Origin of the sequence: Actinoplanes sp. NPDC049802, from assembly GCF_040656595.1 — a bacterium.
In the GTDB taxonomy this organism is placed as follows: Bacteria; Actinomycetota; Actinomycetes; order Mycobacteriales; family Micromonosporaceae; genus Actinoplanes.
Genome location: NZ_JBFAMR010000025.1, coordinates 22,996 through 43,132 on the forward strand (window position 1 = coordinate 22,996; position 20,137 = coordinate 43,132).

General features: G+C 73.6%; 18 protein-coding genes. 5 read left to right on the forward strand and 13 right to left on the reverse strand.

Features of this window, described 5'->3' with window-relative positions:
- Window positions 1-8: 8 nt before the first annotated feature.
- From AB0I88_RS18990 to AB0I88_RS19025, 8 genes are read right to left on the reverse strand one after another with little or no spacing between them, the layout of a single operon-like run.
- Entirely contained in the window at window positions 9-785 is a 777-nt protein-coding gene (locus tag AB0I88_RS18990) for a hypothetical protein (protein ID WP_361025657.1), read from the reverse strand.
- Window positions 782-1,873: a glycosyltransferase family 4 protein gene (locus AB0I88_RS18995; protein WP_361025660.1), complete on the reverse strand. Its 1,092-nt coding sequence runs from the start codon at window positions 1,871-1,873 to the stop codon at window positions 782-784. Before AB0I88_RS18995 ends, AB0I88_RS18990 begins: the two co-directional genes overlap by 4 nt.
- Window positions 1,874-2,212, reverse strand: a complete 339-nt coding sequence (locus tag AB0I88_RS19000; protein WP_361025663.1) for a hypothetical protein — start codon at window positions 2,210-2,212, stop codon at window positions 1,874-1,876.
- A gap of 5 nt (window positions 2,213-2,217) precedes the next feature.
- The gene (locus tag AB0I88_RS19005; RefSeq protein ID WP_361025666.1) at window positions 2,218-2,922 is read right to left on the reverse strand and encodes a hypothetical protein; all 705 of its coding nucleotides are present in this window, start codon (window positions 2,920-2,922) and stop codon (window positions 2,218-2,220) included.
- Window positions 2,923-2,935: 13 nt separating this feature from the next.
- Window positions 2,936-4,081 carry a glycosyltransferase family 4 protein gene (locus AB0I88_RS19010; protein ID WP_361025669.1) on the reverse strand — a complete coding sequence of 382 codons (1,146 nt, stop codon included), beginning with the start codon at window positions 4,079-4,081 and terminating at the stop codon, window positions 2,936-2,938.
- Entirely contained in the window at window positions 4,074-4,943 is an 870-nt protein-coding gene (locus AB0I88_RS19015) for an NAD-dependent epimerase/dehydratase family protein (RefSeq protein WP_361025672.1), read from the reverse strand. Before AB0I88_RS19015 ends, AB0I88_RS19010 begins: the two co-directional genes overlap by 8 nt.
- A gap of 22 nt (window positions 4,944-4,965) precedes the next feature.
- Window positions 4,966-5,682 (reverse strand): DUF4166 domain-containing protein, encoded by a 717-nt coding sequence (locus AB0I88_RS19020; RefSeq protein ID WP_361025675.1) that lies wholly within the window; start codon window positions 5,680-5,682, stop codon window positions 4,966-4,968.
- Window positions 5,648-6,355, reverse strand: coding sequence for a hypothetical protein (locus AB0I88_RS19025; protein WP_361025678.1), 708 nt, complete (start codon window positions 6,353-6,355; stop codon window positions 5,648-5,650). Before AB0I88_RS19025 ends, AB0I88_RS19020 begins: the two co-directional genes overlap by 35 nt.
- 130 nt (window positions 6,356-6,485) lie before the next feature.
- Between AB0I88_RS19025 and AB0I88_RS19030 the strand changes: the two genes are divergently transcribed.
- Window positions 6,486-7,670 carry a cytochrome P450 gene (locus AB0I88_RS19030; RefSeq protein WP_361025681.1) on the forward strand — a complete coding sequence of 395 codons (1,185 nt, stop codon included), beginning with the start codon at window positions 6,486-6,488 and terminating at the stop codon, window positions 7,668-7,670.
- A 193-nt stretch (window positions 7,671-7,863) separates the two neighbouring features.
- Here the strand turns inward: AB0I88_RS19030 and AB0I88_RS19035 are convergent, their stop codons facing one another.
- Window positions 7,864-8,286 (reverse strand): hypothetical protein, encoded by a 423-nt coding sequence (locus AB0I88_RS19035; protein ID WP_361025684.1) that lies wholly within the window; start codon window positions 8,284-8,286, stop codon window positions 7,864-7,866.
- 182 nt (window positions 8,287-8,468) lie between these two features.
- Between AB0I88_RS19035 and AB0I88_RS19040 the strand changes: the two genes are divergently transcribed.
- The 4 genes from AB0I88_RS19040 to AB0I88_RS19055 all read left to right on the forward strand — a co-directional run bounded on the left by AB0I88_RS19040 (window position 8,469) and on the right by AB0I88_RS19055 (window position 12,599).
- Window positions 8,469-9,836: a gluconolaconase gene (locus AB0I88_RS19040; protein WP_361025686.1), complete on the forward strand. Its 1,368-nt coding sequence runs from the start codon at window positions 8,469-8,471 to the stop codon at window positions 9,834-9,836.
- A 117-nt stretch (window positions 9,837-9,953) separates the two neighbouring features.
- Window positions 9,954-11,177 carry a multidrug effflux MFS transporter gene (locus AB0I88_RS19045; protein WP_361025689.1) on the forward strand — a complete coding sequence of 408 codons (1,224 nt, stop codon included), beginning with the start codon at window positions 9,954-9,956 and terminating at the stop codon, window positions 11,175-11,177.
- Complete coding sequence (locus AB0I88_RS19050; RefSeq protein WP_361025692.1) at window positions 11,164-11,637, forward strand: hypothetical protein; 474 nt, start codon at window positions 11,164-11,166, stop codon at window positions 11,635-11,637. Before AB0I88_RS19045 ends, AB0I88_RS19050 begins: the two co-directional genes overlap by 14 nt.
- The gene (locus tag AB0I88_RS19055; RefSeq protein ID WP_361025695.1) at window positions 11,628-12,599 is read left to right on the forward strand and encodes an NAD-dependent epimerase/dehydratase family protein; all 972 of its coding nucleotides are present in this window, start codon (window positions 11,628-11,630) and stop codon (window positions 12,597-12,599) included. Before AB0I88_RS19050 ends, AB0I88_RS19055 begins: the two co-directional genes overlap by 10 nt.
- Window positions 12,600-12,612: 13 nt before the next feature.
- Here the strand turns inward: AB0I88_RS19055 and AB0I88_RS19060 are convergent, their stop codons facing one another.
- From AB0I88_RS19060 to AB0I88_RS19075, 4 genes are all read right to left on the reverse strand, one after another.
- Window positions 12,613-13,044, reverse strand: a complete 432-nt coding sequence (locus AB0I88_RS19060; RefSeq protein ID WP_361025698.1) for a DUF6188 family protein — start codon at window positions 13,042-13,044, stop codon at window positions 12,613-12,615.
- Window positions 13,045-13,243: 199 nt separating this feature from the next.
- Window positions 13,244-14,689: a DUF6519 domain-containing protein gene (locus AB0I88_RS19065; RefSeq protein ID WP_361025701.1), complete on the reverse strand. Its 1,446-nt coding sequence runs from the start codon at window positions 14,687-14,689 to the stop codon at window positions 13,244-13,246.
- Between the two features lie 15 nt (window positions 14,690-14,704).
- The gene (locus AB0I88_RS19070; protein WP_361025704.1) at window positions 14,705-16,870 is read right to left on the reverse strand and encodes a hypothetical protein; all 2,166 of its coding nucleotides are present in this window, start codon (window positions 16,868-16,870) and stop codon (window positions 14,705-14,707) included.
- Window positions 16,867-20,136 carry a putative baseplate assembly protein gene (locus AB0I88_RS19075; protein ID WP_361025707.1) on the reverse strand — a complete coding sequence of 1,090 codons (3,270 nt, stop codon included), beginning with the start codon at window positions 20,134-20,136 and terminating at the stop codon, window positions 16,867-16,869. The genes AB0I88_RS19070 and AB0I88_RS19075 overlap by 4 nt, the downstream gene beginning before the upstream one ends.
- Between the last annotated feature and the right edge of the window lies 1 nt (window position 20,137).

A 20,137-nucleotide genomic window follows, 5' to 3' on the forward strand; every position in this document is an offset into this window, starting at 1 on the left:
GCGGCGGGTCAGCCCGGCAGGCGGGCGCGGGCGGCCCGCGTGAACTGGTCGTCCCAGCGGCGCGGGAACGGCAGCATCAGGTGCTTGGCACGCCACGGCCGCAGCTGGCGGACCACGTTGAAGCCCGCCGCCGTGACGACCCGTTCGGCGCGGGCGAAGAGCGGCCAGGCCGGGTAGGGGTCGATGTGGCCGACGCCGGGCGGCAACCCGGGCGGGCGGTGCGGTGCCACCAGGACGAGCCGTGGCCGGGCGCCTTCGAGGTCGGCGCGGTCGCGGGCGTACCCGATGAGCTCGTGGATCTCGGCCTCGGGTCCGGAGTGCACGATGAGCCAGGCGCCGTCCGCGACGCCGGCCGGGTCGGGGTCCGCGGACGGCGCGGGATCGGTGAGGGACAGCGGGGAGGCGTCGCCGAGAGGGGATCGGTCCAGTTCCTCGACGGCCCAGATCCGGTCGAAGCGGATCGGATCGGGTGGCATCAGCGGCCGGTAGGCGTCCCAGCGCAACAGCCGGGCCAGGTGCACGGTGGCCGTGCCGGGCGGCACCGACGCGGCCGTGAGCTCGCCGTTGATCCCGGCCGGGAAGGCGTCCACGACCAGCAGCGACGGACGCAGCGACGGCAGGGCGGAGGCGGGCAGCAGCCGGTGCGGGCCGAGGACCCGTGGGTCGGAGGTGAACGGCGAGGTGCTCAGGATCGTCGCGGGCGTGTCGCCGTGACAGGTGTGCAGGTAGGCCCGGATCCGGGTCAGATGCCCCAGTCCGCCGCCCTGCGCGTAGCAGACGATCACGGCACGGCGGCCAGGACTTTCCGGTAGCCGTCGGTTTCGGCGGCCACCCCGAACCGGTCCCGGACCCGCTGCGCGGCGGCGGCCCCGAGGGCGGCGAGCCGCTCGCCGGTGGCGTGGGCGGCGTGGTGCACGGCGGCCCGGCAGGCGTGCGGGTCGCCGGCCGGGAAGGGGAACCCGATCGTCTCGTCGACCAGGTCGGCGAGCCCTCCGGCGTCGGAGGCGAGCAGCGGGATGCCGAGGGCGGCCGCTTCGAGGGCGACGTTGGGCAGCCCGTCGTAGAAGGACGGCAGCGCCACCAGGTCGCAGGCGGCGTAGATGGACAACAGCTGGTAGCGGTCCTGGAACGGCAGGACCGTGCAGGCGATGTCCGGGTGTGCGGTCAGCCACTCGGCGACGCCGGGTTCGAGGTCGCCGGCCAGGATGACGTGCAGGTCGTGACGTCCGGCGGCGATGGCGTCGAGGAGCAGGCGTACGCCCTTCTTGTTCTTGAGCTGGCCGACGACGCCGACGGTGCGCCTGCCCGGGGCGACGTGGGCATCGCGCCACTGCTGGGCTTTGCGCCGTTCCGACGGCAGGACCTGCCACTCGGTGGTGTCGATGCCGTTGGCGACCCAGGTGACCGGGGTTCCCGGGGCGAGACGGTTCACCAGCGGCACGGCGCCGGCCGCCACGACGCAGACGTGGGCCGAGGCGCGCAACGCTTCGAGGACGACCGGTTGGCGGCGCAGCGAGAACATGCCGGTGTCGAAGTCGTTGCCGCGCAGCAGGGTGATCAGGGGCAGCCCGGACCAGGCGGCGTAGACCGGGGCGGACAGCAGCGGGTAGGTGCCGCCGAACGCCACGATGTGGGTGTAGTCGCCGATCGCCGGGGCCAGGGTGGTCCAGAGCAGGCGCAGCGCGTGTTCCGGGTCGTCGGTCAGTGGCACGGTGCGGACCCCGGTGACCCGCTGGGCGGTGCCGCGGCGGCTCAGGTGGACGACGTCGACGTCGATGCCGGCGCCGCGCAGGCCGCGGACGATGCGGTCGCAGGAGTTGGCCATGCCACCGGGGCTGGGCGGGTAGTTCTCGGTGATCCAGAGCAGCCGCATTCAGCTGTCCACCAGGGCGTCGTCACCGTCGTCCAGGTAGTCGCCCTCGGCGGCGGCGCCGGGTTCGAATGCGGCCCGGTCGTAGGAGTCGAAGCTGCTGTAGTAGGTGGCGTCGTGGAAGTGCTGGGCCTGCCGGTGCCGGTGGGCGCGGCGGCGGGCGGCGGCGGCCGCGGCCGGGTGGCTGAACTGGTTGCGGGCGGCGGCGCACTCCGGGCACAGCCCGCCGTCGGCGAGGTGGTCGGCGCAGACGGCCCGGCCGCAGGCGGGACATCCGGCGACGGCCGGCCGGCCGCATTTGCCGAGAGTGAAGAAGCCGGTCGTGACCGCGCAGGGCGTCAACGGAATCACCTGGTCCAGCGGAAGGTTTCGGTGGCGACCGTGAGGATCCGGTCGAGCTGCTCGTCGGCGGATTGTGGCAGGCGCAGCAGTTTGGCGGCGGCGAGCACGGTGCGGCGCTCCCCGTCGCGCAGGGTCACGCCGATCCAGGCCGGCGGTGGGGTCGGCGGGCGTACCCCGGAAACGCCTCTGGGGAGACGGCGCCGGACCTTGATGAGCTGCGTGATCTGCGTCTTCTTCTTGATCTTGGTTTTGCCGCTGCGGCTGCGTTTGGTGACCCGGCGCAGGCGTTCCCGGTCGACGACGAGGATGTCGAGGCTGCTGCCGTCGCGCAGGCCGGCGTTCAGGCGCAGCCACGGGTCGACCGACCAGGTCTCGGTGGCCGATCGTGCCGGCGGGCGGACCGGGATGTCGCGCGGCGGATGCGACTTGCCGTGGGCGTGGATGCCGCGCAGGTCGGCCGTGACGGCGAGGGCGCCCTTGGGCCCGAGGTCCGAGACGATCTCGGTCAGCAGGGGCACGAGCACGTCGAGGGTCCGCGTCGGAAGCGCCCATTTCGGGCGGTGGACCAGGCCGGCGTGCCGGTGCAGGCTGGCGGCGAGGGCGGCCCACTCACCGGCCGGCTGGGTCGCGGCGAACCCGCGATCGAAGATGAGTGCCTGGTGCAGCGGGTGGAATCCCGCGATGGCCGCCTTCTGCTTGCGCCAGAACATGACCCGGACCGTATCAGTGGGCTTCGACCCGGTCGTACACGTCCGCCAATCTGGCGCGCGCATGTTTCCAGGTGAACCCGTCCTCGACGTGCCGGCGGGCGCGGGCGCCCAGGTCACGGCACGCCTCCGGGTACTCCAACAGCACCCGGACGGCACGGGCCAGTTCGGCCGGGCGGTCCGGCGGGACGAGACGGCCGTGCTCGCCGAGGACCTCGCGGATCACCGGCAGGTCGGAGGCGACCACGGCGGTGCCGGCCGCCATCGACTCCCACACCTTGATCGGGCTGCACCCCTGGTCCAGGTTGCGGGGGCAGGCGGTCAGCGGGGCGACCGACAGTTCGGCGTGTGCCAGCCAGGCGGCCACCTCGGCGTGCGGCAGCTGGTGTTCCCAGCGCACCGGGACGCCGAGGCGTTCGGCGAGGCGGCGCAGCGGCCGGGCCCGGTTCTCCGACACCGACGAGCAGACGACCAGGGTCAGATCGGTCAGGTCGGCCAGCCGGGCGAAGGCGCGCAGCAGCACGTCGACGCCCTGCCACGGTTGCAGCGCGCCCACGTAGATCACGTAGCGGTCCGGCGCGGTCGGTGGCCGCGGCACGCCGGCCGGCACCGGGTCGGCGCCGTTCGGCACGAGATGCACACGGTCCGGCTCGGCGCCGCGGCCGGTCACCGCCTTCGAGATCACCCGCGAGGGTACGACCACCGCGTCCGCTTCCCGCAGACAGTGCTCCTCGAGTTCCCGAATCTTGGCGAGGGTGCTCGGGGCGGCGAGCGGCCAGGCGTAGGGCAACTCGATCGACGGCAGCCCGTTCGCCTCGTAGACGAGCCGGCCGCCGGTGGACAGCGCGGGCAGCGCGCCCCACGGGTCGCGGACGTGGCAGATCTCCAGGGTGTCGCGGTGCGGGGCGAGCCGGTCGGCGGCCCACCGGGAGAACGCCTCGGCCCGGTCCAGCAGATTCGGCACCACGTCGGTGAACCGGACGATCTCCACGCCGCCCTCACGCTGGTAAGCGGGCAGATCACCGCCACCGAGCACGCACAGCAGGCCACCGCCGTAGCGGTCGAACAGTTCGGCCGCCATGTGCCGGATGTGCACGGCCGAGCCCTTCGCCGACGGGAACCGGTCGAAGGCCAGATAGGCGGCGCGGTGCCGGTCAGTCACAGCGTCTCCCCCGGTGCCAGGCGATCTGGGCGGCCAGGCCCTCGTCGAGGCCGGTCGTCGCGGTCCAGCCGAGCAGTTCGGCGGCCCGGTCGGCTCCGGCCCAGGTGCGTGCCACGTCGCCGGGCGCGGCGTCCTTCGGCACGGTCGGAGCCGGGGTTCCCAGCAGGGCGGCGATGCGGTCGAGCGCGTCACGCAGGCTGGTCGTGGTGGGGTGGCCGATGTTGAGGACCGTCCCCGGGGGCAACGGTGTGCCGGCGGCGCGGACCGTCGCGTCGACCACGTCGCCGACGTAGGTGAACGAGCGGCTCTGCGTACCGTCGCCGTACAGCGGGACGGGTGTGCCGTCGAGGGCCGCCTCGATGAACCGGTGAAAGGCCATGTCGGGGCGCTGCCGGGGGCCGTACACCGAGAAGTAGCGCAGGACCACCACCGGCAGACCGTCGGCGGCGGCCTCCCGGGCGAGGCGTTCCGCCTCCGCTTTCGAGACGGCGTACGGGCTGCGCGGGTCGATCGGGTCGTCTTCGGCGCACGGGTGGGCGGCACTGCCGTACACCGACGAACTCGACGCGAGGACGAAGCGCGGCCGGGTGGCCGAGCAGGCGGAGAGCAGGCGTGCGGTGGCGGTGACGTTGTCCCGGAAGGCGGCCGCCGCGCCCTCACCCCACGATGCCCGCACTCCGGGACGGCCCGCCAGGTGCAGGATCACGTCGGCGTCGGCCAGCGGCGCGAGATCGTCGGTGGCGAGATCGCAGCCGCCCGGCCCGGCGACGTCGACGGGCACCACGTCGTGGCCCTGCCCGGTGAGCGCGTGCACGAGGTGGCCGCCGATGAAGCCCGCCGCCCCCGTCACCACAACCCGCACACGCGGCACTCTATCCGGTGGATCAGACGCCGGGAGTGTCCCCGAAGGAGTAGGCCGGCCGGCGGGTCCGCCCGGCGTGCGGATTCTCCCGCAGCGGACGGACGGCCGCCGGAATCGGTGCACCGGCCGGAACGTAGGCCGCGGTGAAGCTGCCGTGGTAGCCGAACAGCGGCCCGAACCGCCGGTTGGTGACCGTCACCCGGATCCGGAACCGTTCCGCCCGGTCGTCCCACCACTCGTGCACCTCCGCCTCGCCGGTCAGCGCCGCCGGACAGCGCAGCCCGCCCCGGAACGTCTGCGGGCCGCTGCGAATCCGCAGGCCACCCGCGTCGACGGACACGTCCAGGTCGACGGCGAGATGCTGGGTGGTGCCCAGGTAGTCGATCACCGTGTGACGCGCGCCGTCGTACACCATCGTCGCGTCGAACCGCCGCCGCCGGTGCGGCCGCACCTGGAAGGTCCGCACGAACGTCAGCGTCGGCCGTCCGAAGGTGTCCGGATACGCATAGTTCTCGATCGTGAACGGGATGCCGGTCCCGGTCTCCGGGAACAGGATGTGCCGCAACGTCCCGAGACGCAGAAACGGCACGGTGAACGCGCCACCGCGCCACACCCGCTCCATCACTCCGGTGCCGACGCAGCCCTGGTCCCGGTCGCCGTCGACACCGAAACGCCGTTGCAGGCGCGGGTGCAGCCGCCCGAACTCAGCGCCCAGAGCTTGCTGAAACACCGAGGTCATCGGGAGTCCTTCCGTTCCGGGCGGGCCGGTCGTCGCGGGGGTGGCGCCGGCAGCGGCGGGCGGCGGGTGTGTGCCGATGCGGCGGTACACCCAACGCCACCCCCAGCGCGGCGAGAACGACGAGCGGCCGCCCGTCGAGGGTCACGGCGGCCGTGACCAGGGCCGTGCGCAGCAGCAGCTCGGCGACGGCGTGCCGGCGGGCCCGCTCCGGGGTGACGCCGTGCTCCAGCCACAGTCGCAGCCGGTCGAACGACCAGGCGGTCGCCCAGCCGAACACCGGGCCGAAGATCAGGTCGATCAGGCGGCCGGCGGATCCCCAGCGGGTCCGGTACGCATACCCGGTCAGGAAGCGCACCCCGCCGGGAACCGGAACGTAGCGCCAATAGCCGGACCCGTCCCGGATCGGCGATCGAGGGTCGGCGGAGCCGAACCGCAGCGCCGAGGTGGCGCCGCCGCCGGAGCGCCGCTCCCCGCTGTGCACGCCGTAGCCGGCGATCTCGACGCCCGGCAGCACCGCCGTGGCGTAGGTGAACGCCGCGGGTGCCGTGCCGGGCACCGGGTCGATGCGGCCGAAGCGGGCGTCCCACCGGGCGTGCCGCTGATGGTCCTGGGTCGCCGCCCACACCTCGTCCAGCGACGCCCTGATGGTCGCCTCTACGTAGATCCTTGCCACGGCACCCCCTTTTGAGCGAGTGCTCAAACCTTAGCAGTTTTGAGCACTCGCTCAAACACGTCGGACCCGTCCGGAGTCGCCCGGGTTCCGTCACCGCCTGCCACTCGCGGCGCCGGGTGATGATGGGGGTATGGATTTCGAGGGCGCGCTGAATTCACTGTTCTCGGCTGAGGGGCGACAGGATCCGTATCCGGCGTATGACGTGCTGCGCGGCCATGCGCCGGTCTTCCAGGCGATCGACGAGCGCTGGTTCGTCACCAACCATGATCTGGTCAGCCGCATCCTGCGGGACCCCGGCATGCGGGTGGCCGACGCGTCCGACTACGACGAGTTCTGGCCGGACTGGCGGGAGAACCGGGGCGTCGCCTCGATCGTGCGGTCCATGTTGCAGGTCAACCCACCGGATCACAGCCGGATACGCCGGGCGGCGGCGTCCACGTTCACCGCACGGCGGGTCGCCGCGATGCGTGACGTGATCGCCCGCCAGGCCGGGGAGCTGATCGAGGCGATGCCGGCGGAAGCCGATTTCATGACGGCGTTCGCCTATCCCCTGCCGATCGGCGTGATCTGCGCCCTGCTCGGCGTGCCGGACACCGACATGCCGTGGTTCCGCCGTCAGGCCACCGACCTGACCGTGGTGCTGGAGCCGATCAGCACCGAGGAGGAGATGCGGGCCGCCGACGCCGCCGCCCGCGAGCTGGAGGACTATTTCATCGGCCTGATCGCCGAACGGCAGAGGACCCCGCGGGAGGATCTGACCAGCGCGCTCGCCGCCGCCGGGTCCGGTTTGACCGGCCAGGAACTGCTCGCCAACCTGGTGCTGCTGCTGGTCGCCGGTTTCGAGACCACCACCAACCTGCTCGGCACCGGCCTTCGCATCCTGCTCGACCATCCCGATCAGGCCGCCCGGTTGCGCTCCGATCCGGACCTCGCGCCGGCGTTCGTCGAGGAGATGCTGCGGTACGACAGCCCGGTCCAGCTGGCATCCCGGTTCACCTCAGCCCCGGTCGAACTGGGCGGCCGCGAACTGGCGGCCGGATCGGCCCTGACACTGCTGTTGGGCTCCGCCAACCGCGACCCGGCCCGCTACCCCGACCCGCATCGTTTCGACCCGGACCGGCCCAACGTCCAGCCGGTCTCCTTCGGTGGCGGCGCCCACTACTGCCTGGGCGCTCCGCTGGCCCGTCTGGAGGCGCAGGTGGCGTTCCCCCTGCTGCTGAGCAGGCTCCCCGATCTGGCACTGGCAGCCGCCCCGGTACGCCGTGACCGCCTGGTGCTGCGCGGTTACGCCACCCTGCCGGTCACCACCGGCTGACCGGCGGGCCGACCCGGCTGGGGGCGGAGCCGGTCAGGACGGTCGGCCGAACCGGATGTCGACCACGCCCAGGGCGGAGGCGATGCCGAGGGCCAGGACCAGCAGCGCCAGCAGAAGGATCAGCAGGGCGGCGCCGAAGACCAGGAGACGCATCGGTACAGGTTCGCACCATGGTGGCCGTTTCGCGAATGACCTACGCCTCCGCCTGGTATTCCTCGACCTTCTCCACGGGCCAGCCGATGAAGCCGGCGATCTCCTCGGGGTCGCCGGTCAGGACCCAGTCCTCGATGGTGGCGGCCAGACCCTCCGGGAGGCCGGGCGTCTCGACGTAGAGAAGCTCGTCCTCCTCGAGGATCTGGTCGAGGTGGATCCACGTGCCTTGCGGGTCGAGGTCGTTGCCGGCGGCGGCGTAGCCGCTCAGGCCGTCGGTGCCGGCGGCCAGGATCTCGTTGGTGCGCCAGTCGATGATGTCCCAGGCGTCCTCACCGATCTGTCCGCCGACGATGACGCGGCGGCCCTCCGCCTCGAACTGCTCGACACGATCGAGGGTCCTGGAGACGGTGGCGTAGTTGGCTTCGAGCACGTTCTCGATGTGTGTCTTGAGCAGGTCACTCATATCCAACCCCGATGATCATGATGGTTACGCTTCGTAGCATACGGTCGGGCCGGAACCGGCTTCTCACGCCCGTACCGGAAATCGGTGTTCGACGGCGGGCGCCGGGCGGCCGGCGCGGACCCGGTGGCGCCGCACGGCCCGCCGACTTGCGGCCCGCCGCACGAATGGGTAGCAATGCTGCGATGAGGACGATCACGCGGGGTGTCGTGGGCATGAGCCTGATGGTGGGACTGGCGGGCTGCTCGGCGGAGGAACCGGTCGCCTCGGCGCGGCCCACGGTGCCGCCGCCGACGTCGTCGGCGTTGGCGTGGGTACCGGGGCTCGCGGTCACCGACGTGCGGGTCCTCGACGGGACGGGAGCGGCGCCGTTCGACGAGAAGCGGCGGGTACAGGCGCCACCCGGGTGGACGGTCAGCGTGTGGGCGCGGATTCCCAGCGCGCGGCTGCTCGCGTGGACGCCGGACCGGCGGCTGCTGGTGTCGCGGCCCGAGTTCGGGGATGTCATCGCGCTCGGGCCCGCGGCCGGAGACGGTGTGCCGGAGCAGCGGACCCTGCTGAGCGGGCTGAACCAGCCGCACGGGATGGCTTTCGCCGGGGACACGCTGTACGTGGCCGAGAGCGATCAGGTCAACGCGTACACGTACCGGGACGGGACGGTGTCCGGTGAGCGGGTCGTCGTCGGCGGGCTGCCCGACGACAAGAGTCCCGAGCTGCGCGGGGCGTACTCGCACGCGCTGAAGAGCGTCGCGGTCGGCGAGGACGGGACGATCTACATCTCGGTCGGGTCGACCGGGAACATCTCGGCCGAGGACCGTGACGCCTCCCCGGAGCGGGCGACCATCCTCAAAGCGCCGGCCACCGGTGGGAAGCCGACCGTGTTCGCGCGGGGCGTCCGCAACGGGACCGGCCTGGCCGTCGACCCGTCCGGGGCGGTGTGGACGGCGGTCAATCACCGGGACAACATCGAGTTCCCGTACGAGCGGGACTACAACGGTGACGGCGACCCGGACCAGGGCGAGGTCATGCAGTCCTATGTCAACGATCACCCGATGGAGCAGTTGGCCCGGCTGACGCAGGGACGGGAGCTGGGCTGGCCCTACTGCAACTCGGAGCCCGACGTCTCCCCCGGCGAACCGGGCACGCCGTTCAGCTACACGAACCGGCCGTTCGTGCGCGACTTCCAGACCAACCCGGACGGGGCGAAGCTGGACTGCTCGAAACTCGCGCCGGTGGAGCAGGGCATGGGCGCGCACTCGGCCCCGCTCGGCCTGAGTTTCGCCACCTCACCGGGGCTGGCCGGGGAGTACGGACCGGGCGCGCTGGCCGGGATCCACGGCTCGTGGAACAGGAATCCGCCCCGCCCGCCGGAGGTGTCGTTCTTCGCCTGGCGCAACGGGACGCTGGGCCCGCAGCAGACGCTGCTCACCGGGTTCCAGAACGAGGACGGCTCCCGGTGGGGGCGCCCGGTGATGGCGGTCCAGGGCCCGGACGGCGCCCTCTACGTCAGCGACGACCACGCCGGGGCGGTCTACCGGGTCACCGCGGGCTGACGGCGGCGGGCGGCGTTTCCGCTCACACGGTACGGCCGATCACAGCGGACCGCCGCCCGATTGGGCAGACTTCATCGCGTCCGGTGGCACAACGCCGCCGGGCAGGAGGGAACCGTCTTGCCCACCCCGCCACGCCGGCCCGCGCTGGTCGCGTTGATCCTGGTCACGGGGGTCGGCCCGTTCGCCACCGACACCTACATCGCGGCGCTGCCGGAGCTGCGGCACACCCTGCAGACCAGTGCGACGGTGGCGCAGCTGACCCTGACCGCGTTCATCGTCGGGCTGGCGGCCGGGCAGCTCCTGATCGGCCCGCTGAGCGACTCGTACGGCCGCCGGCGTCTGCTCCTCGGCTGTGCCGCGCTGTTCGCGGTGCTGTCGGCGGTGTGCGGGCTGAGCCCGACCGGAGGGGTGCTGGTGGCGGCCCGGCTGTTGCAGGGGTTCGTCGCCGGTGGCGGGGTGGCGATGGGCCGGGCCGTGGTGACCGACACCTACCGCGGGGACCGGGCGGCCGCCACGTTCGGCGCGATCTCGTCGGTCACCTTCTTCGGGCCGGTGGTGGCCCCGGCGATCGGCGGCGTGATCCTGGCGCACGGCACCTGGCGGACCGTGTTCGCGGCGCTGACCGTACTCGGCGGGTTGATGGTTCTGGCGGTGGCTCTGGGCGTGGGTGAGACGCTGCCGCCGGAGCGGCGCCATCCGGCCGGCCTGCGGGCGCTCGGCGCGCGGATGGCCGATCTGGCCCGGGACTGGGGATTCATGCGGCATGTGGCGTTGCAGTGCCTGGCCGGGGCGGGTTTCTTCACCTACATCGGCGGCTCGGCGTTCGTGCTGCGTTCGGTGTACGACCTGAGCCCCACCCAGTACACGATCATCTTCGCGTCGAACGCCGCCGGGATGGCCGCGTTCAGCCTGATGTTCCGGGCCCTGGTGGTACGGGTCGGCGCGGTCCGGCTGCGGGCGGTCGGCATCACCGTGTCGACGCTCGGCGCGGCCGGGCTGCCGGTGGTGGCGGTGCTCGGCCCCGAGACGGCGCCGCTGGCCGTGCCGTGGGTGCTGCTGTGCGCGGTGGTCGCCGGCATGGGCTTCTCGATCCCGGCGACCACCGCCCTGGCGCAGGAGGCCGGGCGCCGGGCGGCCGGCACCGCGTCGGCGCTGCAGGGCGGCATCACCTTCCTCACGGCGGCCCTGGTCACCCCGCTGACCGGGGTGTTCGGCCACGACACGCTGATGCCGATGGCGGTGGCGATGAGCGGCTTCTTCGCGGCGGCCTTCGTCCTGATGCTCGTGATGTCGAGGACCACTCGCACCGGTGCGGTAGAAACGGTCCATGCCGGTCATTGATCATCAACGCGGCGCCGTGCGCCTGCTCCTCGTTCTCGCGGCGGTCGTCGGCGGCTGCCTGCTGGGCGGCTATCTTCTGATCGGCGCGCTGCTGAGCGCCGGGTCCGCGGAGAGCGACGCCCGCGACCGGCTGCTGAAGGTCGAGGCGCAGGAGATCATCCGGGGGCTGGAGTCGCAGAACCCCGCGCCCGGCGACCTGGGCGAGGCGCTGGTGAGCCGGGTCACCAGCCACTTCGGGGTGTACGGCGAGGCCATCCTGCGGCAGGAGGTCGCCCCAGGGGTGCCCGCCGATGGGGAGACCGCCGGCGAGATCGACGTCCGGGTCGTCCGGACCGGCCAGGGCACCGCGCTGGGGCAGCCGACCGGCCCGGAATCGTTCACGATGTGTGTGCGCTTCCGCACCCAGTGGTCGCGCGACGGGGGAATCGTGACGACCGTCCGGGAGATCGGGTGTCCATAGTCTTCATCACCGGCGCGAACGGGTTCATCGCCCGCGCCCTGGCCGAGCGGCTGCGCGCCCGCGGCGACACCGTGACCGGCGTGGACCTGCGCGCCGACGAGGCTGCCGGCGTGGTCGCCGGGGATGTCGGCAGCGAGGGCGCCTGGCAGGAGGCCGCCGCCGGAGCGGATCTGGTCGTGCACACGGCCGCCGTCGTCTCCAACGCGGTGGGCCTGGGCGAACAGTGGCGGGTCAACGTGGCCGGCACCCGGCACGCCCTGGACGCGGCGGTCCGCGCGGGCGCGACCCGGTTCGTGCAGTTCTCGTCGATCCGGGCCTTCTCCGACCTGGGGTTCCCGGACGGGGTGAGCGAGGATCATCCGGTCCGCACCGACGGCAACCCGTATGTGGACACGAAGATCGCCGGTGAGCAGGTGGTGTTGCAGGCGCACGCCGAGGGCCGGATCGCGGTGACGGTGGTGCGCCCCGGTGACGTCTACGGGCCGGGCTCCCGGCCGTGGACGGTCCTGCCGGTGGAGCTGATCAGAAAGAACCGGTTCCTGCTGCCGGCCGGCGGCAACGGGATCTTCAGCCCGGTCTACATCGACGACCTGGTCGACGGGGTGCTGCTCGCCGCCGACCGGCCCGAGGCCGCCGGTCAGGTGTTCACGCTGACCGGCGGTGCCGGGGTGCCGTGCCGGGAGTTCTTCGGCCACTACTACCGGATGCTCGGCAAACGCGGCCCGGTCGTGGTGCCCACGCCGGTGGCGGTGGCCGTGGCCGGGCTGATGGGGTCCGCCATCCGCCTGGTCAGCGGGCCCACCGAGGTGAACGCGACGTCGATGCGGTACTTCGCCCGGACCGGGACCTATTCGATCGAGAAGGCCCGGCGGCTGCTCGGCTACCGGCCCGGGGTGGATCTCACCGAGGGCATGGCGCGTACCGGCCGGTGGCTGCGGGATCAGGGCCTGATCCCGGCCTGAACCCACCAGAGGATCAGAGTCTCGCGGCGGCCTGATCCCAGAAGGGGGACCAGGGCCTGGTGCCGGCCTGTTCCCAGACTGCCAGTTCCCCGCGGGCCAGGCAGACGATGAGCCGCCCGCCGGCCTCCGCGACCGCCCACGACTCGGCGTCCGCGTCGGCGTCGACCACCAGCCGCGCCCCACTGCCGAAGCTGATCCACAGTTCGCCGCCGTCGCCCGTGCCCGCATCCTCGACGACGTCGCCGAGCAGCATCACGAGCGTGTCCGCCGCGTCGTCACCGGGCCGGAAACCGGTGTTCCGGCCGTACCCGTCGAGGTGGGCGGCGCCCTCGAACATCACCTCACCGCCGCCGGTGAACCGCAGGGAGACGGCCGGCCCGAGCAGCACGTTGTTCAGCCGCTGCCCGATGAGCGCCGCCAGGTTGAGAGAAGTCATGACCGCCATGGCGCAGACCGTAGCGGGGGCTTCCATAAGAGAGCCTTAATACGGCTCGGATCAGGGCAGTTCGGAGAGGCGGCGGGCCGTAGTGCCCCCGTGCCGCACACGGTGACGGCCGACTTGGCCGGACTCGGGACCCGGTCTGTTCCTTGATGGTCGTGCCCCGCACCCGTCCTGGTGCGGCCGCCCCGGCGCGTCTGCGAAGTCACTCGCCGCCGGCCGTCCGGCGCGGCCGGCGCTTGGTGGTGCGGGCCGTCTTCGCCGGGGCGGCGCCGCCGGCGGCCGGGGCGGGCTGGGCGAGCGGGCCGAAGAGCAGGCGCAGGTCGGTCTGCTCGCCCGGGCCGGTGATCCACGCGAGCGGGGCGTGCGCCACGGCGATGCCGGACGGTTCGGACAGCAGCGGGCGGCCGGAGGCGTCGCGGGCCCATTCGACGTCGCCGGTGGCGGTGCGCGCCGGGATCAGCCAGTGGTCGCCGGGAGCGTAGTCGAAGTCACCGGCCGCGAAGTACACCTCGACGCCGTCCTCCAGCGGGAGCCAGCGGCCCTCCTCGACTTGCGGCACGCCACCGGGGTTGTCACCGGTGTGGTCCCAGCGCCGCAGGTAGGGGTGCAGTTCGGGACGGCGCGCGACGCCCGGGTCCGGTTCGGCGGACAGGCGCACCCGGGCGCCCGGCAGGTCCACCTCCTCGACGCGCAGCAGCGGCAGCGGCTCCTGACGGCTGGTGTAGGCGGTGTCCACCACCTCCACCCACTCCCCCACGTCGAGCGCCGCCTTGTCGAGGTTGTCGAGCTCCACCCAGGCGCCGTCGACGTCGTGGATCCCGAACACCACCGAGCCGTTGTCCCTCGACCACTTGAACGTCGCCGCGGACGCCGGGCCGCCGTCGTGGATCTCCACCCGGTAGAGCTGGTTCTCCGGGCCACGGAACCGCGCCTCCGGGCGGATCAGGCACGGGTCGCCGTCGTCGTCCTCGGGGCGGCGGGCGCGGGCGGCCAGGCGGGGCTCGTCGTCACGGCTCGCCCAGTCGGCCAGCGCCGCGCGTACCGTCTCGGGGTCGGGGTCTCCGGAGAGACCGAGCTCCGCCTCGGCGAGCGTGTGCACCTGCCAGACCACCCGGATCCGCGCCGCGGTGTCCGGCATCGCCGGACCGAGCGCGACCTCGCGCAACGCGGGCTCCTCCGCGGCGGTCACGGCCCGCTCCCACACTTTCAGATACGTGAGGTACGGGTAAGCGCCCGGAAGCCGGTCGTCACCGCGTTCCGGATCGCGGAAGCCGTCGGGCTGGGTGAACCACGTCCACGGCCGCGGGTCCGCCGGCTCCGGCGGGGCGCCCTCGTCGGGAACCGGCACGCCGGGGATGTCGCGGGTGGCGTCGACGAGGAGGCCGTCGACGTAGTAGCGGCCCTCCCCGATGGTCAGGTCGTCCGGTTCGCCGCCTTCGCCGGGCACGTGGGTGATGGCGAACCCGGCGTCGTCGCGCGGCCCGCCGTCCGGCCCGATCAGGTCGGCGACGGCGGCGCGCAGCCGGTGGCTCTGGATGGCGGCCTGCTCGTTGAGGTCGGCGTCGAGCTGGACCCGGCCCTGCTGGGCGAGCACCATCGAGTAGTTCCGGCCGGCGCGGAAGGTGTCGCGGGACAGATCTGCGTGCATGTGCGGGTTCCCCTTCTAGCTGACGAAGCTGATGGCGGCGCCGATGCCGGCGGGCGTGTGCTCGGCGAGCCGCGCACGCAGGTTGTCCTCGCGTTGCGGCTGGTACAGGTCGTGGAAGACGCCCATCTCGGCGCCGTCGGAGGCCCCCCGGGTGATCTCGGCGGGACACCGCGCCGCGAGCCGGGCGTAGTCGGGTGTGCCGTGGTCCAGGCTCGCGAAGAGCGGCCGGATCCGGGCCGGACCGGGCTGGCAACGGAACAGGCGCGGTGTCCGCGAGCCCGGCGGCACGAAACAGAACCGCAGAATGCCGCGCTGCCGGCGGGCGACGTGCAGCGTACCGGTGAAGATGCTGTCCGAGACGGCCCCGACCGCGTGGACGTGCGTCTCGCCGATGACGGTCACCCGGTCGGCGTGCAGCACGGCGTGCGCCCGGCGGCCGTCCGGCGCGGACAGGGCGGGACAGTCGTGGCCGGTCGCGTCCACGACGCTGTCACGCAGCCGGATCTCGACGGGATCGGTGCCGACCTCGTCGGCGAGCACCCGGATCGCGCCGAGCACACAGCGGTCGACGTGCACGGTGGTGGTGGTGGCGCGCTCCAGGAACAGGCTCGGTTCCCCGCCGTCCGGGACGAGGGTGCAGTGCCGCAGGGTGAGCGACCCCAGCGGCCCGCCGGCCCGGATGCCCCGGCCGGCGATCAGCAGCCCGTCCAGAGTCATCGACGATGCCGCGGAGCCGGCCTCGATGCCGAGGGCGTCGGGCTGGTTGCCCGACCGGTCGAGCAACCGCAGCACCGGGCGGGCGCCGTCCGCGGCCCGCAGCGCCAGGTGCTGCCCGTCAGCCAGCCGGAAGGCGAGTTCCTCCTGGTAGGCGCCACTGTCGGTGATCTCGATGACGGCTTCGGCGGGACGGTCGGCACGCCACTCGCGGTGGGCGTCGGCGATCCTGCGGTACGGCTGGCCGCGCCCCACCCGGTAGACCTTCGCCCGGCCGGAAGTGGGCAGGTCGCGCGGATACTCGCCGCCGCCGAGGTCGTCGCTGAACCCGTAGTGGTAGGTGACGTGCACCCCGTCGTCGAGGTCGGCGCGCGGGCTGAACGCGATCCGCCCCAGTTCCGGGTCGACCGCCACCCGGTCGCGCTGCGGCTGGTATCGCCAGCCGGTCAGGTCGGCGATCACGATGTCGGACACCGGGACGAGCCGGTCGCCGCGCCGGATCGTCAGCGACTTGCCCGGACCGTAGAAGTCGGCCGGCCGGTCGGCGAACAGCCGCCGCCGCAGCCGGGCCGGCACATTGTCGACGGTGGCGAGATGCGTGGTGGACGGCTCCGGTTCGGGCCGGGTGACCAGCGGGGTGTCGGTGCCGAGGACGTCGACGGTGAACAGGTTCCGGGCGCCCTCCACCCGGTACGCCGGGGCGTCGGTGACCGGGTACGCCTTCTGCCGCCACACGTGCAATTCCACCCCGGCCCGGCGGACGTCGACGGTCCGGGCGATCGTCGTGAACGGGGTGCCGGTCAGATCCAGGGCGCCACCGTCGCGCAGGTCGGCGAGGCGGCCCCGGGAGGCGCGGGCCGCGTCGGTGCGGGCGGTCGCGGACCCGTGGAGCCGCACCGGCTGGGTGTGCGCCAGCAGCCGGGACGTCTCCACGGCGCGGGCCGGCCAGCCGGCCGCCGACTCGGCGAGTTCCTCCAGCAGTGACAGGGTGCCCTTGCGGCGGCGGTATCCGACCGTGCCGGCGACGTCCCGGCGTGGGGCGAGCGCCTCGGCGAGACGGCGGACCGACTCGCCGGCCGGGCCGCCGTCACGCAGGCCCTCGCTGAGGATCCGCTGGTAGCCGGCGAGCGGACGGTAGCCGACCAGGTCGCCGATGAGCGGTAGCGCCCGGGCGGCGGCGGTCTCCACGAACCAGTCGTCGTACTGGCGGGTGGTCGCGTCGCGTACCCGGTCGAGCTGTTCCTCGATCGCCGTGAGCAGGGCGTGCAGCGCGCCGCCGGCGTCCTCGTCGGCGAGCCGGTGCCAGCGCGGCAGCAGATCCGCGAGACGGCCGCCGGCCACCTCCCCGTGCGGTGCCAGGCCAGCGAGACGGCCGTCGGCCACCTCCCCGTGCGGTGTCAGGCCCGCGAGACGGCCGTCGGCCGGATCCCCGTGCGGCGGCCGGTCCGCGAGTTCTTCGGTGGTCACTTGATCTCCGTGAGGGTCAGGTCGCCGGGGGCGAGGACGGCGAACTGCGCCGGCCGGACGCCGCGGAAGGTGGTCACCGTCCGGCCGGCCGGGAGCGGCCGGACGGACGTGATGTCGGGGTTGAGCCGGGCCAGTTCGGCCGGCGGGATGCCGGCGGCGGCCGCGACCGCGGTGAGGGTCGCCTCGCCGGTGACCCGGTGGGTCTCCGTCACGTAGCGGGCCGGCCGTGCCCCGACCGTCGGCAGTGGCCGCGCCGGCCCGCCGACCGGAGCGAAGACGGCCACGTCCACGTAGTAGACGCCGGGCGTACGGTCGGCCACCGCCAGAACCTCACTCAGGTGGGCGTCGCGGGCCAGGTCCCGCCCGGGGTGGCCGAGGCTCGCCAGCAGCGCCCGTTCCAGCCGGGGGGCGACGATCTCGAACGCGTGCCCGTCCGCCACCCTCACCCCGGCGACCAGCCGCAACGCGATCAGCTCGCGCACGTCGACGCGGACCGGCAGGCGCGGATCGCCGTGGGTGGCCAGCGCCGCCCGCAGCGCGGCCACCAGGTCGGAGCCCACATCGAGGGGTACGTCGTCGACCGCGGCCACCGTCACATGGACGACCCGGCGGCGGCCGTCGAACACCTCCCGCGCGGCGGCCCGGCCGATGCCCACCCGGGAGCGGGTGAAGTCGGCGTAGTCCCGGGTGGAGAGCAGCCGGTCCAGGGTGGCCACGGCCAGGGGGATGCGGCGGCGGGCCAGCCCCGGGCCGTCCGGGTCCGCGCCGCCGCCGGCCGGAACCGGATTGGTGACCCCGGTGACGCCGATCGGCCGGGTCACCGGCTGGGTGATCCGGCCGGCCGGCAGATTGCCCTCCGGGCCGGCGCCGAACCGGTAGCGGGCGCGCACGTTCTCCTGCCCGGTGGGCAGACGGGCGCCGTGCACGCCGTCGCCGAAGGTGACAGTGGTCCGGCCGTCCGGCGTGGTCGCGAGCACGTACACCCGTTCGGCGGGGCCGCGGCCGTCCAGGCTGTCGGCCGGCTGCCAGAGCAGGCCGTCGACCCGGATCTCCAGGGCCGGGCGGGCACCGGACGGGTCGCCGGACGGCAGCCAGGTGAGCGGCTCCTGCCACAGGGTGAAGGTCTGGTTCCGGGCGGTGGCGTCGCCGCTGCCGAGCGGGTCGTCGCGGGTCTCCCCGTGGCTGGCCGGGACCACGTTGCCGAGAATCCGCACGGTGTCGCGCCGGTAGCGGTGGGCCAGCGGGTCGGCAAGCACGATCGTGGTGTTGCCGCCGGTGTGGTCGACCGCGGCGATCGTGGCGAGTTCGGTCCGCTTCCCGGCGCCCGCCGGCATCCGGCCGGGGGCGTCGGGCGTGGCGAGCCCGGTCGGTTCCCCGGCGCCCGGCACCATCCCGGCCCGCTCTCCGGAGCCCGCCGGCATCCGGCCGGGGGCGTCGGCGGGCCCGCTCCGTTCTCCGGTGAACGCCAGGATCCGGCCGGGGTGCAGGCCGTCGTGGCGGTCCGCCAGCTCGATCCGGTCGCCGTGCACGTCCTCGGCGAGCAGCTGCCCGGCCGGGCGCAGCGGCTCACCGCCGGCGTAGACGGTGGTGTCGCGGATCTGGGAGAGCAGCACGTCGTCCTCGCCCAGCCAGGCGTCCTCCAGGGTGAGCTGGGTGCCGCGGCCGGTGATGCCGAACATCGCGTAGGTGGCGGGCCGGGCCGTGGCGACCCGGGTGATGAGCAGCGGCTTTCCCTGTCGTTCGAGGACGATCGGGCTGCCCGGGGTGATCGAGTTGTGGACGGCGTCGAGCGAGAGGACCGCGCGGCGGCTGTCGTCCGGCACGGTCGCGACCACGATCTCCAGCGCGGCGCCGTGCCGGACGGTGATCACCTGGCCGTCGACGGTGACCGTCCGGGTGCCGGTGGGGCTCAGGTCGAACGACTGGCCGGCGACGGTGACGGTGACCCGGCGCTCGGCGGTCGGGGTGGTCACGGTCAGCTCGTGTTCGGGCAGGCCCGCCCGCAGGTTGACGGTCACCGTCCCGGCGTCGCCGGTCACGGTCACCCGGCCGGGGCCGAGGTCGAAGGTGGTCTCGGCGATGGGCAGGTTCTCGCTGTGCTGCACACTGCCGTCCGGCTGGGCGTGGATGAACTCGGCCCGCACCGCCGCCCGGCCGGCCGTGTCGTGGACGATCCGGACGGTGGTCAGGGTGGCGCCGGGCAGCGGCCAGTCGGTCAGGTTGATGACGCGGCCCTGCTGGTCGCGGACCTGTTGCAGGGGCGCCGTCGCGCCGAACGGGGTGGCGGTCACCCGCAGCGCGAACAGGTCGGTCAGCGGCTCCCCGGCGAGGGCCCGGCCGGCCGCCGTGGGATCGGTGTGGACGCCGCCCAGGCCGAGGGCGCGGTCGGCGTGGTCGGTCAGGAGCACCGCGAGCTGCTCGAACCAGTCGGCGACGTCGCGGCGGGACCCGGCCAGGGCGGCAGCCTCGGTCAGGCGCTGAATCGGATCGGCCAGGCGTACGGCGTACCCCTCGGGGGTGTTGATCTGATCTAGATCGGTCTCCAGGGATGCCAGGACGAGCGTGTCCACGTCGGCGATCAGCGGGCTGGTGGGGCGCGGCGCGGCCAGGACGCGGCGGAGGGCGGCGATCAGCTCGGCGAGGCTGGGCGGCGGCGAGTTCGGCAGGCCGATCGCGGTGACGTCGCGTTCCGGGTCGGCGCGCAGGCGGGCCACCGGGATCAGCCGCCGGTCGCCGGGCCCGAACACGAACAGCAGCCGGTCCCCCACCACGAGCAGCGTGTTCGTGCCCGCCACCAGGATCTCGGCACGCCGGCCGAGATCGTCGGCGGTCAGCGGGCCGGGCCGCTGCCGGCGGACGGCGAGCTCGTTGAAGTCGGCCCGGGCGACCAGGTCGGCGTCCGTTTCGAAGGTCTGCGGCTGTTCCCCGGCGGCGGCCGGAACGCTGCGGCTGCGGGTGCCGCGCGGGATCAGCAGGTCGCCGGGCTGGGTGCGGGCATCCAGCCGGTACGCGAGATGCGTGTCCGCCGCGAGCCCGGGCCGGGACCGGTGGCCGACGAGCCGCCCGAGCAGCGCCGGCGACCGCCGGTCCCGGGCGGTTCGCAGGTATCCCTCGCCGGCGATCCGCTCACCGTGGAAGGTGAGCAGGTCGGCGACCACGGCGGCGGCGTCGAGCAGGGCGATCGCCGGGTCGTCGGTGGTGCGCACGGTGAGCCGGCGCAGCGCCGGATGCTCCAGCATGTCGTCGAGGAACGTGCCGTGGTCCACG